Origin of the sequence: Hominimerdicola alba, assembly GCF_900112155.1 — a bacterium.
Taxonomy (GTDB): Bacteria; Bacillota; Clostridia; order Oscillospirales; family Ruminococcaceae; genus Hominimerdicola; species Hominimerdicola alba_D.
The window spans coordinates 18,277-31,978 of record NZ_FOKQ01000029.1 but is presented as its reverse complement, the minus strand read 5'-3'; the positions used below and the strand labels follow the sequence as shown (position 1 = coordinate 31,978).

Annotated in this window: 14 protein-coding genes; 7 read left to right on the top strand and 7 right to left on the bottom strand. The window is 48.0% G+C overall.

The annotated features are described in order from the left end of the window. Window positions 1-189: 189 nt before the first annotated feature. From dut to BM265_RS14375, 4 genes are all read right to left on the bottom strand, one after another. A complete protein-coding gene (gene dut / locus BM265_RS14390) occupies window positions 190-630 on the bottom strand; it encodes a dUTP diphosphatase (protein ID WP_074962624.1) in 441 nt (146 codons plus the stop codon). Window positions 631-641: 11 nt separating this feature from the next. Continuing rightward, the gene (locus BM265_RS14385) at window positions 642-2,693 is read right to left on the bottom strand and encodes a U32 family peptidase (protein WP_074962623.1); all 2,052 of its coding nucleotides are present in this window, start codon (window positions 2,691-2,693) and stop codon (window positions 642-644) included. Beyond that, window positions 2,694-3,287 (bottom strand): cell division protein ZapA, encoded by a 594-nt coding sequence (locus tag BM265_RS14380; protein ID WP_081358478.1) that lies wholly within the window; start codon window positions 3,285-3,287, stop codon window positions 2,694-2,696. A gap of 486 nt (window positions 3,288-3,773) precedes the next feature. Continuing rightward, on the bottom strand, window positions 3,774-5,381 hold the full coding sequence (locus BM265_RS14375) for a cellulase family glycosylhydrolase (RefSeq protein ID WP_074962621.1): 1,608 nt from the start codon (window positions 5,379-5,381) through the stop codon (window positions 3,774-3,776). A 577-nt stretch (window positions 5,382-5,958) separates the two neighbouring features. Here BM265_RS14375 and BM265_RS14370 point away from each other — a divergent pair. The 3 genes from BM265_RS14370 to BM265_RS14360 all read left to right on the top strand — a co-directional run bounded on the left by BM265_RS14370 (window position 5,959) and on the right by BM265_RS14360 (window position 8,869). Next, window positions 5,959-6,768, top strand: a complete 810-nt coding sequence (locus BM265_RS14370) for a TrmH family RNA methyltransferase (RefSeq protein ID WP_074962620.1) — start codon at window positions 5,959-5,961, stop codon at window positions 6,766-6,768. Then, window positions 6,761-7,396, top strand: coding sequence for a methyltransferase type 11 (locus tag BM265_RS14365; RefSeq protein ID WP_074962618.1), 636 nt, complete (start codon window positions 6,761-6,763; stop codon window positions 7,394-7,396). The genes BM265_RS14370 and BM265_RS14365 overlap by 8 nt, the downstream gene beginning before the upstream one ends. Before the next feature lie 126 nt (window positions 7,397-7,522). Then, window positions 7,523-8,869 (top strand): citrate/2-methylcitrate synthase, encoded by a 1,347-nt coding sequence (locus BM265_RS14360; protein ID WP_074962613.1) that lies wholly within the window; start codon window positions 7,523-7,525, stop codon window positions 8,867-8,869. A gap of 80 nt (window positions 8,870-8,949) precedes the next feature. Here the strand turns inward: BM265_RS14360 and BM265_RS14355 are convergent, their stop codons facing one another. The 3 genes from BM265_RS14355 to BM265_RS14345 all read right to left on the bottom strand — a co-directional run bounded on the left by BM265_RS14355 (window position 8,950) and on the right by BM265_RS14345 (window position 11,047). Beyond that, window positions 8,950-9,591: a vWA domain-containing protein gene (locus BM265_RS14355; protein WP_074962611.1), complete on the bottom strand. Its 642-nt coding sequence runs from the start codon at window positions 9,589-9,591 to the stop codon at window positions 8,950-8,952. Between the two features lie 209 nt (window positions 9,592-9,800). Continuing rightward, window positions 9,801-10,508, bottom strand: a complete 708-nt coding sequence (locus BM265_RS14350; protein WP_074962609.1) for a M48 family metallopeptidase — start codon at window positions 10,506-10,508, stop codon at window positions 9,801-9,803. After that, the gene (locus BM265_RS14345) at window positions 10,508-11,047 is read right to left on the bottom strand and encodes an SH3 domain-containing protein (protein ID WP_074962607.1); all 540 of its coding nucleotides are present in this window, start codon (window positions 11,045-11,047) and stop codon (window positions 10,508-10,510) included. Before BM265_RS14345 ends, BM265_RS14350 begins: the two co-directional genes overlap by 1 nt. Window positions 11,048-11,243: 196 nt before the next feature. Between BM265_RS14345 and secG the strand changes: the two genes are divergently transcribed. The 4 genes from secG to BM265_RS14325 all read left to right on the top strand — a co-directional run bounded on the left by secG (window position 11,244) and on the right by BM265_RS14325 (window position 13,694). Next, window positions 11,244-11,501 (top strand): preprotein translocase subunit SecG, encoded by a 258-nt coding sequence (secG, locus tag BM265_RS14340; RefSeq protein ID WP_074832437.1) that lies wholly within the window; start codon window positions 11,244-11,246, stop codon window positions 11,499-11,501. Between the two features lie 104 nt (window positions 11,502-11,605). Further along, window positions 11,606-12,367: a GNAT family N-acetyltransferase gene (locus tag BM265_RS14335; protein ID WP_074962605.1), complete on the top strand. Its 762-nt coding sequence runs from the start codon at window positions 11,606-11,608 to the stop codon at window positions 12,365-12,367. A gap of 22 nt (window positions 12,368-12,389) precedes the next feature. Beyond that, window positions 12,390-13,373 (top strand): hypothetical protein, encoded by a 984-nt coding sequence (locus tag BM265_RS14330; protein ID WP_074962602.1) that lies wholly within the window; start codon window positions 12,390-12,392, stop codon window positions 13,371-13,373. A 24-nt stretch (window positions 13,374-13,397) separates the two neighbouring features. Beyond that, window positions 13,398-13,694 carry a hypothetical protein gene (locus tag BM265_RS14325; RefSeq protein WP_074962600.1) on the top strand — a complete coding sequence of 99 codons (297 nt, stop codon included), beginning with the start codon at window positions 13,398-13,400 and terminating at the stop codon, window positions 13,692-13,694. Window positions 13,695-13,702: the final 8 nt, after the last annotated feature.

The window sequence follows — 13,702 nt, the reverse complement described above, 5'->3', positions numbered from 1 at the left end:
TGATGTTAGTTTGCATTACACGCAAGTTTCCAGCCCTGACAATTTGAGAACACAAAAAGTGCGCTTACCGCAAAATCTGCGATAAGCGCATTATTATTTTTCAGAATATCAAACTCACACATTCGCAATTCTTCAGAAAGAACATGAAACTCGCGCCCCTGTCAACAATTATGAATTATGAATTGTGAATTATTTACCCGTTGATCCGAACCCTCCTGCACCTCTTGCGGTGTCGGAAAGCTCTTCGGCTTCGCATATCTCGGGGCGGAAGATTGGGGTTATCACCAGCTGTGCTATGCGGTCGCCGTTGTTTATGATGCAGTCCTCAGTGGAATGATTGTGCAGTGCGACTATCAGCTCGCCGCGGTAGTCCCAGTCAACTACGCCCACGCAGTTTGCGGGGGCAAGTCCCAGCTTTGTGGCGAGGGAACTTCTGGCATATATAAGCAGTACAGCGTTTTTCTCGTTTTCAAGCTCTGCCGCAAGACCTGTCGGCACTTTTACGGTAGCACCCGCTGGAACATTTATCTTGCCGTCAACACAGGCGCAAAGATCAAGCCCTGCGCTGTACTCTGTCTGGTATTTGGGTATGACTGCGCCCTCGCGCAGTTTTTTGAACAAAAGTTTCATAACTGTCTCCTTTATTGTACACCACGGTAATACAGACCGCGGGTTATCTTATCGGGTCTGCCGTTCAGACCGCCGTTTTCGTATTCCTCGATGATATGTCTTACCTGTGCGGGAGTTTCATCGGTAAAATCCAGCATGAGTATATCAGCACAGCGGAGATCGCCAAGCTTGTCAGCCATGTAAAGCAACTCGCTGTTGAGTATCTCCACATATCCCTCGCGCTTTGAGCATTTAACAGGGAAGTCGCGCCCTGTGCGGTCGGTGATGTGATGTGTGCAGTTTTTACAGCCCACCGCCGCTGATATTGGGCAGTTTACTGTCATCATCAAGGGAAGTCTGCCATAGGCGTAAACACCGATGAGCATGGGCTTTTTCAGCTTTGCTATCTGCGAAGCTTTCAGCTCAAAGCTTACTATCGCGTCAGCCGCACCCAGTTCTTTCGCTACATTCAGCGCACAGGAGTTTGTAAGATTGAAGCCGAAGCCCGCATGAAGCATCATGCCAAACTCTTTTGCGATCTCGGTATGTGCGAGGTTAGTGCCGTAGAGATGGGTTATCCCAACACGCTTTGCTTCCGCAAGGCGGTTAAGCTGTTTTTCCTCGTCAAATGTGAATCGCGGCATCATCACTGCAAGTTTTTCGACAGGGAAGACCTCAGCCGCACGTACTGCAAATTCGAGGGGTATACAGCACATCTCAACTTTTTCGGGAGATACCGCCCCCAGCTGCTCAAGGTTCGTCACGCTTACTCGGATAGTCTGTCCGCTGCCCTTATATTCGGGAAAATCGGTGATATCGGAATTTGTAAATGGCACAACAGCGGAGTTTTTCAGCATACGTGCACTGTCCATCTCCATGCAGACCTTGCGCCTGAGTTCGTTCAGCACGCCGGGGCTCACGAAAAGTCCCTCATCTATGTCACATTCAGCACCACCGAAGCTGTATATCGTGTCGCCGAGTTTTGAAAGCTGCTTTATCACGGCGGCTTCATCTATCGCTCTGCTCAGCGCTTGTTGAGGATAGTCGCCCTCGATGCTGACTTCGCTGCCGAGACTGTCACGGGCAGTAATTCTGACCGGCTCGTCCGCTTTGATAGTTACTTTAAAGCGGAGGGTATCACGCTTGTCCTCATAGCGATAAAGCTCATGAATTTTAGGCATGGCTTTAGCGCCCGCAGCAGCGTCCTCACCTGTGCGCATACCGAACATATCCGCGCCCAGTTTGTGTCGCAGATAACCGTTTGTAAATCCGTTGCGGGAAAATACAGCTTCGAGAGTATTCCTGTCGTAATCTTCGCCTGCCAGAGCTTTTTTGCAGCTGTCCACAGCCATAGCCACGTATTCAGGACGTTTCATGCGCCCCTCTATCTTCAGCGAGCTGACACCTGCGTTTACTATCTCGCCCAGTTCATCGCAGTAAGAAAGATCTTTCAGAGAAAGGTCATATCTGTCCTTGCCTCTGCCCCCTGCATTACAGGGAAGTCTGCAAGCCTGTGCACAGAGACCTCTGTTAGCACTGCGAGAGCCTACTACCGCGCTCATGTAGCACTGTCCCGATACTGACATACACAGCGCACCATGTACGAAAACCTCGGTCTCGATGCCCAGCGCTGAAAGTTCCTTGATTATATCAAGCGGCAGTTCGCGGGAAATTACGGTGCGGCTGAAACCCAGCTTTTTGGTGACTTCCATGCCCCTGCGGGTGTGTATGGTCATCTGAGTTGAAGCGTGGATATGCATATCTGGACAGCATTTGCGGACTATCTCGACCAGTGCAAGATCCTGGGTGATGATGCCGTCAACACCTGCTCTTGCGCAGTGTTCCACCGCTTTTATGCACTTATCCATCTGTTCATCGAATATCACCGTGTTTATGGTGCGGTAGACTTTCACACCGCGCTTGTGACATTCGTAGACCGCATTGACGATGTCCTCATTGCAGAAATTAGCGGCGTTCTGTCTGGCAGAAAATTCCTCGCCGCCAAGATACACTGCATCACAGCCCGCTCTCAGGGCTGCTTTCAATACTTCGGGGGAGCCGCAGGGTGCAAGTATCTCAGCCATTTACTTGTTGTTTCCCTGATCGTTTCCGTTGAATCTTGCGCCGCCTGCTGCGCCGTCAACGGGTCGTCTGTTCATAGCCTGTTCGTAGCTGCGCATATAGGGGCTGTCCTGTATCGATTTTTTCTGTGCGGTATTATCAGCAGGGGCTTCTTCGGGCTCGGAGGTCTCGCCTATAGCCGCCTTGATATCGCCTCTGAGGATATCCTCAGCACTGACAGCTTCGCCCACATTATCCATAGCACTGAAATTTGTTCGTTCAGCCAGTTCTTTTTCAAGCTGCTCAACTCTTTCCCTGAGCATCTTGATCTCACGCTGTGCTGCTGTAGCCTGATTTCTAGCTCTGCCTGCATCGTCAACATAATCCTTTATCTGTGTGCGGATATTGTCGATGTTTCTGTTAGACTGTCCCAGTTCGTCCATGCAGTCAAGGGCGGTGAGTACTGCGCAGTCAGTGATTGAAAGGCTGGAAAAACGCGCTCTCATGTCTTTTATGCGCTTATCCAGTGCTGCTGCCAGTCTTTCGGTGTAGTCCTTGTTTTCCTCGCTTGTGAGGACATACTCCTTACCCATTATTATTACCTTGTAGGTTGCCATATTGTTTTCCTCCTTGTGAAAAAGAATCAAAATAGTTCACTTTACATTATACAACATTTTTCACAAAAAATAAAGACCTTTTACAGAAAAAGTTTTGATTTTTTATCCGTCTGCGAGGTGCATATCCGTGTGAGATGATCTGTGCGGGTGTGTATGAATATTATCGTGGGAAGTCTTCGCTGTGTTTGAAATATCCTCTCTGCCGAAAACGCCTTTCATCGCGGAAAATATGCAAAAAACGACCCGGCGTTCTGCTGCGCCGGGTCGTTCTCTAGTTTTACGATAGGGGGTTAATAGCGGAATCTTCTTTTGTTCTTCCGAGTTTTTTTGCAAATCTTCCACTATACTGATTATACCATTTCCGTGATGGTGTCGCATCACCCTAAATGATGAGCCATAATGTAGAATATATCGCCCAAAATTTATGAGAATTATACAATTTTATCAAAAATCAACTGCGGATGAATTTTTTCGCGGGTGAAAATATCACGCTACGCTTTCATTGGGAAGAAGCTTTTTGCCCTTTACATGAGCTGCTATTCTGGTGATATCGGTTACGTTTACCTTGCCGTCGCGGTTGATGTCAGCAGCCTTTACACGGCTTGCGGACATTATATTCTTGCCCTTTACATGGGCAGATGTCAGGGTGATATCGGTGATGTTTATCGAGTTGTCAAAGTTTACATCGCCCAGCTTGTAGCCCGAGAGGTTAGCGGGATCGATAGAGAACTTTACGGTCGAAGAGCCCTTGAAATCGCCGATACCCGTAACTGTAACGGAAGCATCGCCTATGTTTTTGCCGCCCTTGTATGTGAGGGAGTAATCCTTGCCCTCGGTGAGATTTTTGCCGTCGAAAGAAACGGTTACGGAAGGCTTGTGCTCATTGCCGTCATAGGTGTAGGATTTCTGCGAAAGAGTTATCTTACAGTTGCTGATGGTCTTTTCCTTGGAAGCCTTAACGTGGCCGTAGCTCTTTATCAGCGCATTTACAACAGGCTCGGCAGTGTCGTACCACTGGAGTGTCTTTCTGTTGATGTAGCCGTGACCCTCACCATTGTTGTAGTTGTCAACAGGGGCGTTGTTATCCCAGAGAACTATCGGTATGCCCTTGTTCTTAGCCAGGGTAGCATAGCTGTTAGCCCACTTTACACGCTCGCTGGTGTTGTTCTTGTTTGAAGAACTGAACTCACCGATAACGACAGCATGACCCTTTGAAAGGTAGATATTGTTGATATTGTTGAACAGCTGCTTCAGCTCATTTTCCTGAGTGCTGTCGAACACGCTGGTGGCGCCGTTACCTGTATTCATGGTGAAGTTGTAAGGGTTATAAGCGTGGATGGATACCAGTATATTAGAGTCATTGGGGATACTCAGCGCACGCATTGCAGCAGTAGTCGAGCTTGCAGCGTATGTGGGTATCATCAGGCATCTGGTCTTGTTTTTGCCGCCTGTTGCTCTTACGGTATCAACAAAATCCTTATCCAGCTTGTTTACGACTTCTCTCATTTCTGTGGTACCGCCGTCCCATTCATGAGTACCGCCGTAATTTCTGGGCTCGTTCATGCCCTCGAATATGAGGTGACGGTCATAGTTCTGGAACTCGGTAGCTATCTGCTTCCAGAAAGCTTTCAGCTCCTTGGAGGCCGCAGAATAGTTGTCGTTGGTAGGTCTGTTCCATTCCTCATGGTGGATATTGAGTATAACGTAGGTGTCATCGGCTATTGCCCAGTCTACCACCTGCTTAACTCTGCTCATCCAGGCACTGTCTATCTTGTAGTTGGCGTCCGCATGGGGATACCAGGTCACAGGGATACGGATAGTATTGAAGCCCTTGGCTTTCACCGCATCGATGAGCTCCTTTGTCGCCTTGGGGTTGCCCCAGTAGGTCTCTGATTCGAGCCCCATCTTTCTGTGACTGCCGCCGTCGTGGGCGTCAAGGGTATTGCCGAGGTTCCAGCCCACACCCATATCTGCTGCTATCTGCGCAGGTGTCATTTTGGATACGTCCTGAGCCTGAGCACTTATGAATGGCAGGGATGAGAGAGACATAGCACCTGCAGTCATAAGACCCAGAAATTTTTTGATTACTTTCATAAAAAACTCCTTTCATTTCATCTAATAAAATTATCAGATAATTATATATTCACATTATAACACATATTGCAGACTTTTTCAAGAAGCAGTATGACTATTTTGTGGATATCCGTTGTGCCGTTTTTACAAGTATCTATTTATTAAAATATTTAAAACCACAGAATTTGATGATTCACCATTATACAGTATGACACGCCGCCTGGTATGCCGTAGTCATAGTCGGCGGCTGCCTGCCATCGTGCGCATAAGTGGGATGATCTTTTGTGTGGGGACGGCGCAGGCATCTGCAGTTTGAACAGATGTCTTTTCACTATCAGTGATTTTAGGTGAAAAGTTGTACGTTTTTGTACAACTCTTGCAGAAATATGTCCGAGTTAAAATATAAAACATATGTTTGCACAATATTACAGGTGTATGGCCGGGCAGTTCGACGAAAAAACGGCAAGTAATGTCAAGAAAAATCACTTGACGATCAGGTCCTTTTTGGGCGGCAAATTTTATCCCTTTTGTGGGTGGGGTGTTGAAAAAAATATGCAGGTATGGTATGATGATATAAGTTTGAAAAGGGGGCATATAAATGGGCAGGATAGTTCGCATAAATGATCTTGATACCGAGGGGCTGGCACCTTACAGGGATACCGCCGAGCTCTCGCTGAAAGCGCAGGGTATCTTCGTGGCAGAAAGCCCGAAGGTAATACGTACCGCCCTTGATGCGGGATATGAAGCTGTTTCTCTGCTTTCGGATGAAAAGTACATCACGGGGCAGGCGGCTGATATCGTTGAAAGGGTCGGTGACGTTCCTGTTTTCTCGGCTGACAAGAAACTTCTTGAAGAGATAACAGGCTTCAAACTTACACAGGGCGTGCTGTGTGCCATGAAGCGTAAGACTGAAGACAGTGAGCTTCCCGCGCAGATACACAGGGTGGCGGTGCTGGAGGATATCATGAACCAGACCAATATCGGGGCGGTTTTCCGCTCTGCGGCGGCGCTGGGCATTGATGCAGTCCTGCTGACAGACGGATGCAGCGACCCGTTTTTCAGGCGTACTATCCGCGTAAGCATGGGTACGGTGTTTCAGGTGCCCTGGAAGTTCATCGGGCGCTCAGAAAGCGGATATATCGATAAACTTCGCGATATGGGATTCGTCACAGCGGCTATGGCGCTCAGGTCGGATACTGTCAGCATTGAGGACGAGCGCCTTAAAAGCGCCGATAAGCTGGCGATAGTCCTTGGCACTGAGGGTGACGGACTGAAAACTTCCACCATCGATGAATGTGACATGACCGTAAAAATACCCATGGCTCACGGCGTTGATTCCCTGAATGTTGCTGCCGCAGGTGCTGTGGCTTTCTGGGAAATGAGATACAGAGGTGACACAAATGCCTGAACCCTGGGAAGAAATAAGCCTTGCCGACTATGAGAACCATATGAGTCTGGAATCTGTCGGGCAGCTGCAGGCGCTTGACAGAATCATGAAAGAGCAGTTTACCGCATATCCCGCTAAAACCGTGATGATACTGGGTATCGCAGGGGGCAACGGACTTCGGCATATCACTGAGAAAGACTTCGATAAGGTATACGGCATTGATATCAACCGCGATTATCTCAAAGTGGTATCCGAAAGATATCCACAGCTTTCGGAGGTGCTTGAATGTATACGCGCCGATCTTGTGACCGAATCGCACATACTGCCCCACAGCGAACTTCTTATCGCCGATCTGCTGATAGAATATATCGGCTTTGATGCTTTTATTAAAGCTGTGAAGCAGGTGTCCCCCGATCATGTATCCTGCGTAATACAGATAAATACCGATACCGCAGGCTGGGTTTCGGATTCTCCCTATCTTCACGCCTTTGACAGGCTTGACGAAGTCCATCACGAGATAGATACCCCATCGCTGATATCTGCTATGGAAAATGCAGGATATTCCCCTGTTTTCAGGTCTCTCGAACCTCTGCCCAACGGCAAAGCCCTTGAACGGACAGATTTCACCCGTAAAGATATAAGCATATAACTCCCCTTACAGCAGTTGTATCTGTTTTTCGTGGTTAATTATGTCATTCGTTAACATTATCACAGTTGACAAAAATGGCGGGATGTGGTATAATTACAGAATATCCAAGGAAAGTGAGTGGAAGGAATGGTAAATGATACAGCAAGAAAACTGCTCTGTCAGCAGTTTGTGAAAAACAACACTATCGACCCCGGTTACTATGACAGGTACAGAGTCAAGAGAGGTCTGAGAAATGCCGATGGCACTGGTGTTACTGCGGGTCTTACCAATATTTGCAATGTTCACGGATATGTGGTGAATGAAGGAGAAAAAATGCCGATCGAGGGTCAGCTGATCTATCGCGGCTACAATATAAACGATCTGGTGGGAAATGCCGTTAAGGAGAACCGCTTCGGTTTTGAGGAGATAGTATATCTCCTTCTGCTGGGCGAACTGCCTAAAAAGGACGAACTGGCTGCTTTCAGACACATGATAGCAGAGAACCGTCCCCTGCCTGCGGATTTCTTCTCGGATATGATACTCAAAGCACCCTCTAAGGATATCATGAACAAGATGTCCCGTTCGATACTGGCGCTTTATTCCTATGACGACAACCCAGAGAACCGTGCGCCTGAGTACGAGATGGCAACGGCTATATCCATAATCTCGAAGCTGCCGTACATAATGACACTGGCTTACCAGGTAAAGAAGAGAACATTCGATAACCAGACAATGTTCCTGCACCCGCTGGATCCCAATCACAGCACTGCTGAGATGATCCTTGCGGCTATACGTCCTGACAGAAAGTTCACAGATGATGAAGCAAAGCTTCTCGACCTGCTGATGATGCTGCACGCTGAACACGGCGGCGGAAACAACTCCACCTTTGCTTGCCGCGTGCTGACTTCTTCGGGCACCGACCCCTACTCTGCATATTCCGCAGCTATCGGTTCACTGAAAGGACCTAAGCACGGCGGTGCGAATATCAAGGTATCCGCTATGCAGGACTGCGTAAAGCAGAACGTTTCCAACTGGGACGACGAGGGCGAAGTAGCTGATTTCCTCACCAAGATACTCAAAAAGGAAGCTTTCGACAAGTCGGGACTTATCTACGGCATGGGCCATGCTGTTTATACCCTTTCCGACCCGAGAGCGGTAATACTCAAAGCAAATGCAAAGCGCATGGCTGAGGGTACCGAGTTTGAAAGAGAGTACAGACTTCTTGAGACCATAGAGCGCCTGACCCCGGAGCTGTTCCTGAAAATAAAGGGCAGCGACAAGGCTATGTGCGCAAATGTCGATATGTATTCGGGCTTTGTTTACAGAATGCTTGGCGTTCCCCAGGATCTGTTCACACCTATGTTTGCAGTATCGAGAATGCCCGGCTGGTGCGCTCACCGTTTCGAGGAACTGGTAACAGGCAAGAGGATAATCCGTCCCGCTTACAAGGCAGTGGCTAAGGAAAGACCTTATATTGCAATAAATGACAGATAAAATAAATCCCCGAAGTGTTGATATGCACTTCGGGGATTTCTATTGTTTGGTACACTGCATTGTTTCCGCGAGTTTGCTTTTTATCTCGCCGCATCCTCTTCCATATCTGCATTCCAATCCGCCGCAAGAGGTGCTGATTCACGCATACATTTAACAGCCCTGCCGACAGCGCCGTACATCAGTCTTGTGCCTTTACCATCGGCTTTATAGTTTGAAGCATTCGCTATGCCCATCGAACCTGCTGTAGCTGCCGCATCGATATTCGCACCGAGGAATATGAACTCCCAGCCGTATTTTTTCTGCTCCTTTTCAATGAGCTTTTTAACGGTGTCATACCTGAATTCACGGCTTGCATTTTCCATACCGTCGGTGGTTATCACGAATATGGTTTTCGATGGCACGTCCTCGGGACGGGCGTACTTATGTATCCCTGCGATATGCTGTATAGTCATGCCAACAGCGTCCAGAAGTGCGGTACAGCCACGGGGAACATAGTCCTTCTCAGTGAGGGGCTTAACTTTCGAGATATCTGCGCGGTCATGTACGTAGATAAACTCGGTATCAAAAAGCACTGTCGTCACGAATGCCTTGCCCTCGGAATTTTTCTGGTCTTTGATAAGCGAGTTGAATCCGCCTACGGTGTCGGATTCAAGCCCTGCCATTGAACCGCTTCTGTCAAGTACGAATACCAGTTCGGTGATGTTGTTATTATTCTTTTTCATAGTCGTTCCTCCTTATGTGTTTCAGGTTCACGGTTTTCTTACTGTGACTATATGATAACACATATTGAGGAGGATATGGTCGCTTTTGAAGCGACATTTTACCGACAACGGAAAATCCCAATAAATCGAGATATACGATCTACCCAACAATAGAAATCCCCGAAGTGTCTGTAAACACATCGGGGAAAATAATCTATATAGAGAATGGTTCAATCTTCACCGTCGTCCGAACGCATACTCCCTCGGAGCTTTTTCCAGTCGGGACAGTAGCGCCCAACAAGCTCCCAGAAATCAGCGCTGTGATCCATGTGTACTAGGTGTGCGAGTTCGTGTATGCATACATAATCGATGTGAGCCTTTGAGTAGGCTGCCACCTTGTAGTTTATGGATATGCTGCCGTTTGAACTGCACCTGCCCCAGCTGGCACTGAGATCCTTTACGGTTATCTTTTTCGGGAAAAGCCCCATCTGTGCGGTAAGGCGCTGCATACTCTCGGTTATCTCGCGGTTTGCTAACTCGACTATGAAAGTCTGTACCTGCCTGACCATATATTCGCGGTCAACACTGCCGCATACGGCTATCAGAAGTTTTTCGCCCTCGATGCGGGGCTTGAAATATCTGTCGGACTTAACAGTAGTTATAACCGTCTTCTGCCCCAGCAGACGTATCTCTTCGCCGTCCTCGAAAGTACGCGGAAGACCCGAGTGCTTTGCGCTTTTTTCGAGATTCAGGTCTATCCATTCGATGTGCTGTTGGATGAAACTACGTATCTGCGATACATCAAAACGCTCAGGCACACGGACTGTCAGCCTGCCCTCGTTTATTGCGAGAACTGCATTACGCCGCCTGCCCCTGTCAAGGATGAAATCTATCCGTCTGCCATCGGATAGGGTGGTATAGGTGAATATCTTCGCCATTACTGTTCCCAGGGCGGGAGGACTGTCTGATAATCGGAGAGATAGTCCTGATAGATATATCCTGTCAGCTGACCGTCATTTCCTGTAAAAGTTATCTTGACATAGCCGTTATCTTCATAACCCAGCACAGTGACGGATACGCCGGGGGTCATGCAGACGATATTCTCGGCATCATTGGAGGGCTGTGTGTGGAGATATGCATACTCGGTGATATACTTTATGCCATGTTCTTCCGAAGCTGAGGATGAAGTATCTTCAGCCGCTGACGATGCAGCTTCAGCCGAACTTTCACCCGAAACTGCGGGTGCGCCGCTTTCGGTAGTATCAGCGGGGGCTGCGGTTGCCGGTTTATTGTTTTTAGTCACCTTGGGCTCGGTGACATTTGTGTTTATAGTAGCAGTGTTCAGCCCTGCAGGCGGTTCAGTCGAATTGCTTGCGAAGACCACTTTGCCGATGATGAAGACCATGCATACCACAAATATCCCCGCAACAACGACGGAAGCCACTCCTACAGAACGGACCTTCTTTTCGTTATCCATCAAAATTCTCCTTTGCTTGACTGATGTCTTCATTATTATAATCTATTTAGCGAAGATTGTCAACACGGCAGAGGATATTCGCCGTAAATAGGGCGTAAATTTGCTATCGTAAAAAAATTGTGAAAACCCCTTGCTTTTTTCTGAAAAGTATGCTATAATGACATAAATAATGTTATCAGTTACGGAGGAGAGTATTATGAGCCCTATCGAGATAGGTGCAGGTGTTGTGCTTGCATTATGCAGCGTTGTTATCGTATTGGTAGTTCTTATCCAGGAATCCAAGGACGATGGTCTGACTTCCGCTATCGGCGGCGGCTACAATGATTCGTTCTATGGCAAGAATACAGGCAATACACGCGATGCCAAGCTTAACAGACTGACCAGAAACGCAGCGATCGTTATGTTCATACTGACCATCGCAGTAAGCGTTATCCACAAGTATCTCAGCAAGTAAGCTGTGTATGAAACGGCGGCGGTACGCTGTCGGTGGAAATTCAGTGGAGAAAATATCAGCCCTGCCGCAGCGGGGCTTTTTTTCATGTGGAGGAAATTAAAAATATGGTAAAAACGGATAACAGAAAGGCGCTTATGCCGCTGTTTGAGGGCTTTGAAGACTCGGTGCTGATAAGCTGCGCAGAGGGCAGGGTGGGGATATGCCACTGTGATGACCCCGATAAACCTACTGCGGGTGTCATCGAAGCGGGTGATTTTTATTTCACGGCGGGAGACCATGCTTTTGCGCGGGAAGCTTTTGAGATAGCGAAAGGCAACTCTGAGGCTGTGTTCATGCCTGCATCCAAAGACTGGATAAAGGCGCTGACAGGGCTCGGCGAGGGAATTATCACTACCACCAGATACCGCACTTCTCCGCCTGAAAAGTTTGATATTGATAATATTGCAAAACTTGCAGATATATCCAAATTTGCGGACTATAAGCTTGAGATGATAAATGAAAAGTATTATGCTCAGGCACTTAAAAAAGAATGGTCATGGGCTTTTGTGGGAAATTTTTCGGACTATAAGGATTTCTCGGAGAATGCCTTCGGCTGCTGTATAACCCACGAAGGACGGCTCATCTGTGCGGCTTCGTGCTATTCGGTATACAGCAGGGGAGTTGAGGTCGAGATAGCAACTCACCCCGACTACCGCAGGAAAGGTCTTGCGACTATCGCAGGCGCGGCATTCATTTCGGAGTGCGTTCGCAGGGGGCTGAGACCTCACTGGGACGCGGCTAATACCATGTCATTGAAGATAGCTTCAAAATTCGGGTATACTTTGAAAGAGGAGTATACGGCGCTCAGTTTTGATAAGGAAGAATAAACGATTGTAATGGTACAACAAAATGGACTATAAGGAAACTTTTACCGAGATGCTCGAAGAATTCGGGACGGAGATAGGCAGATACAGGTCGGGCGAAAAAGCCCAATATTTCTATAAATGCAAGCATACCGAGAACTATGGCGATGTTGACGAGAACTACGGCAGGAGAGGTCGGGTGCTGTATGGGCTGAGACTCGGTGCGGCACAGATAGACGAGCCCGAGCGTGAACAGATGGTGCGTGAACTTTTTGTGCAGGAAATAATTGCCCGCGAAAAGTCGAGTTTTCAGGGCATTGGCGCAAATCTTGAACTGATCGCCCTGCTTATGGAGCAGTACCGCAAACCCGAGGACGAAGCGCTTTATCAGCGGGCAAAAAATGCGAATTATGACTGCTACTGCGGTTTCATGACAGATGGCAGTTATGCCGATCAGTACCCTGCGGATATCTTTGAGTACAGCCTTGAAGAGGGCATTTCCATTGCTAACGACCTTGGCATGAAAGATAAAGTCCTCAGACTGGTGGATGTTTTTAAGGCAGAGGGGCTTGATGGTGAACGCATATTCAGGTTCAAATACTTCGCAGAAATGACAGGCAGACCCGAGGACAGGGAGATAGCTGTCAAAGGGTGCTACAAGCACGCTTTTGATGGCGATGCTTCGGATATGAAAATAAAGATGCACCGTCTTACTGCGGCTAAGGGCTTGATAAAATGGCTTTGTGAGAACGGCGGTGCGAATGAAGCTTTCGGACTTTTGAAGAAGCATACCGACGTACTCAGGAGCGCCAACGGAAAGGCTTTTTTTGAAGCGGCTCAAGATATCATGACGGCGGATAATGGGTTGATACGTGACGTATGGGGACATATCTCGATGTACCTTGCAAAGGATATCACCGATGGAAAGCTCTATCCGGTATGCTTAGTGGAAGCTAAAAACTGCGCTGAAATGGCGGGCGCGAAACTTACTGTCAGACAGATAGATAAAATGCATAAAAAGGACAACTGAGACCTTGCTGGACGGAGGTGCGGCATGAGCAGGAGTTATAAGAAATTTGCAGCATTTATGATAACCGACACCAAATGCCGTCGGAGATACAGGGGCAAGACACTTGCTAACAGAGCGGTCCGCCGAAATGAGATAAGCGGCGGAAAGAGCGCATATAAGCGCTTGTATGACAGCTGGGATATCTGCGATGTGCGCATACCGATGGAAGATCTGACTAGGCTGAGAGTTGCATGGATAAGGGGCGACAGATGGCTGCACAGGACATTCGATACCCTGCATGAAGCCGAGGTATACTACAAGAGGAAATATTACAGGAAGTAAAAGGAGAA

Excerpts from the sequence above, each read along its gene's own strand:
- dut (WP_074962624.1), bottom strand. The coding sequence starts at position 630 with ATGAAACTTTTGTTCAAAAAACTGCGCGAGGGCGCAGTCATACCCAAA.
- BM265_RS14385 (WP_074962623.1), bottom strand. The coding sequence starts at position 2,693 with ATGGCTGAGATACTTGCACCCTGCGGCTCCCCCGAAGTATTGAAAGCA.
- BM265_RS14380 (WP_081358478.1), bottom strand. The coding sequence starts at position 3,287 with ATGGCAACCTACAAGGTAATAATAATGGGTAAGGAGTATGTCCTCACA.
- BM265_RS14375 (WP_074962621.1), bottom strand. The coding sequence starts at position 5,381 with ATGAAAGTAATCAAAAAATTTCTGGGTCTTATGACTGCAGGTGCTATG.
- BM265_RS14370 (WP_074962620.1), top strand. The coding sequence starts at position 5,959 with ATGGGCAGGATAGTTCGCATAAATGATCTTGATACCGAGGGGCTGGCA.
- BM265_RS14365 (WP_074962618.1), top strand. The coding sequence starts at position 6,761 with ATGCCTGAACCCTGGGAAGAAATAAGCCTTGCCGACTATGAGAACCAT.
- BM265_RS14360 (WP_074962613.1), top strand. The coding sequence starts at position 7,523 with ATGGTAAATGATACAGCAAGAAAACTGCTCTGTCAGCAGTTTGTGAAA.
- BM265_RS14355 (WP_074962611.1), bottom strand. The coding sequence starts at position 9,591 with ATGAAAAAGAATAATAACAACATCACCGAACTGGTATTCGTACTTGAC.
- BM265_RS14350 (WP_074962609.1), bottom strand. The coding sequence starts at position 10,508 with ATGGCGAAGATATTCACCTATACCACCCTATCCGATGGCAGACGGATA.
- BM265_RS14345 (WP_074962607.1), bottom strand. The coding sequence starts at position 11,047 with ATGGATAACGAAAAGAAGGTCCGTTCTGTAGGAGTGGCTTCCGTCGTT.
- secG (WP_074832437.1), top strand. The coding sequence starts at position 11,244 with ATGAGCCCTATCGAGATAGGTGCAGGTGTTGTGCTTGCATTATGCAGC.
- BM265_RS14335 (WP_074962605.1), top strand. The coding sequence starts at position 11,606 with ATGGTAAAAACGGATAACAGAAAGGCGCTTATGCCGCTGTTTGAGGGC.
- BM265_RS14330 (WP_074962602.1), top strand. The coding sequence starts at position 12,390 with ATGGACTATAAGGAAACTTTTACCGAGATGCTCGAAGAATTCGGGACG.
- BM265_RS14325 (WP_074962600.1), top strand. The coding sequence starts at position 13,398 with ATGAGCAGGAGTTATAAGAAATTTGCAGCATTTATGATAACCGACACC.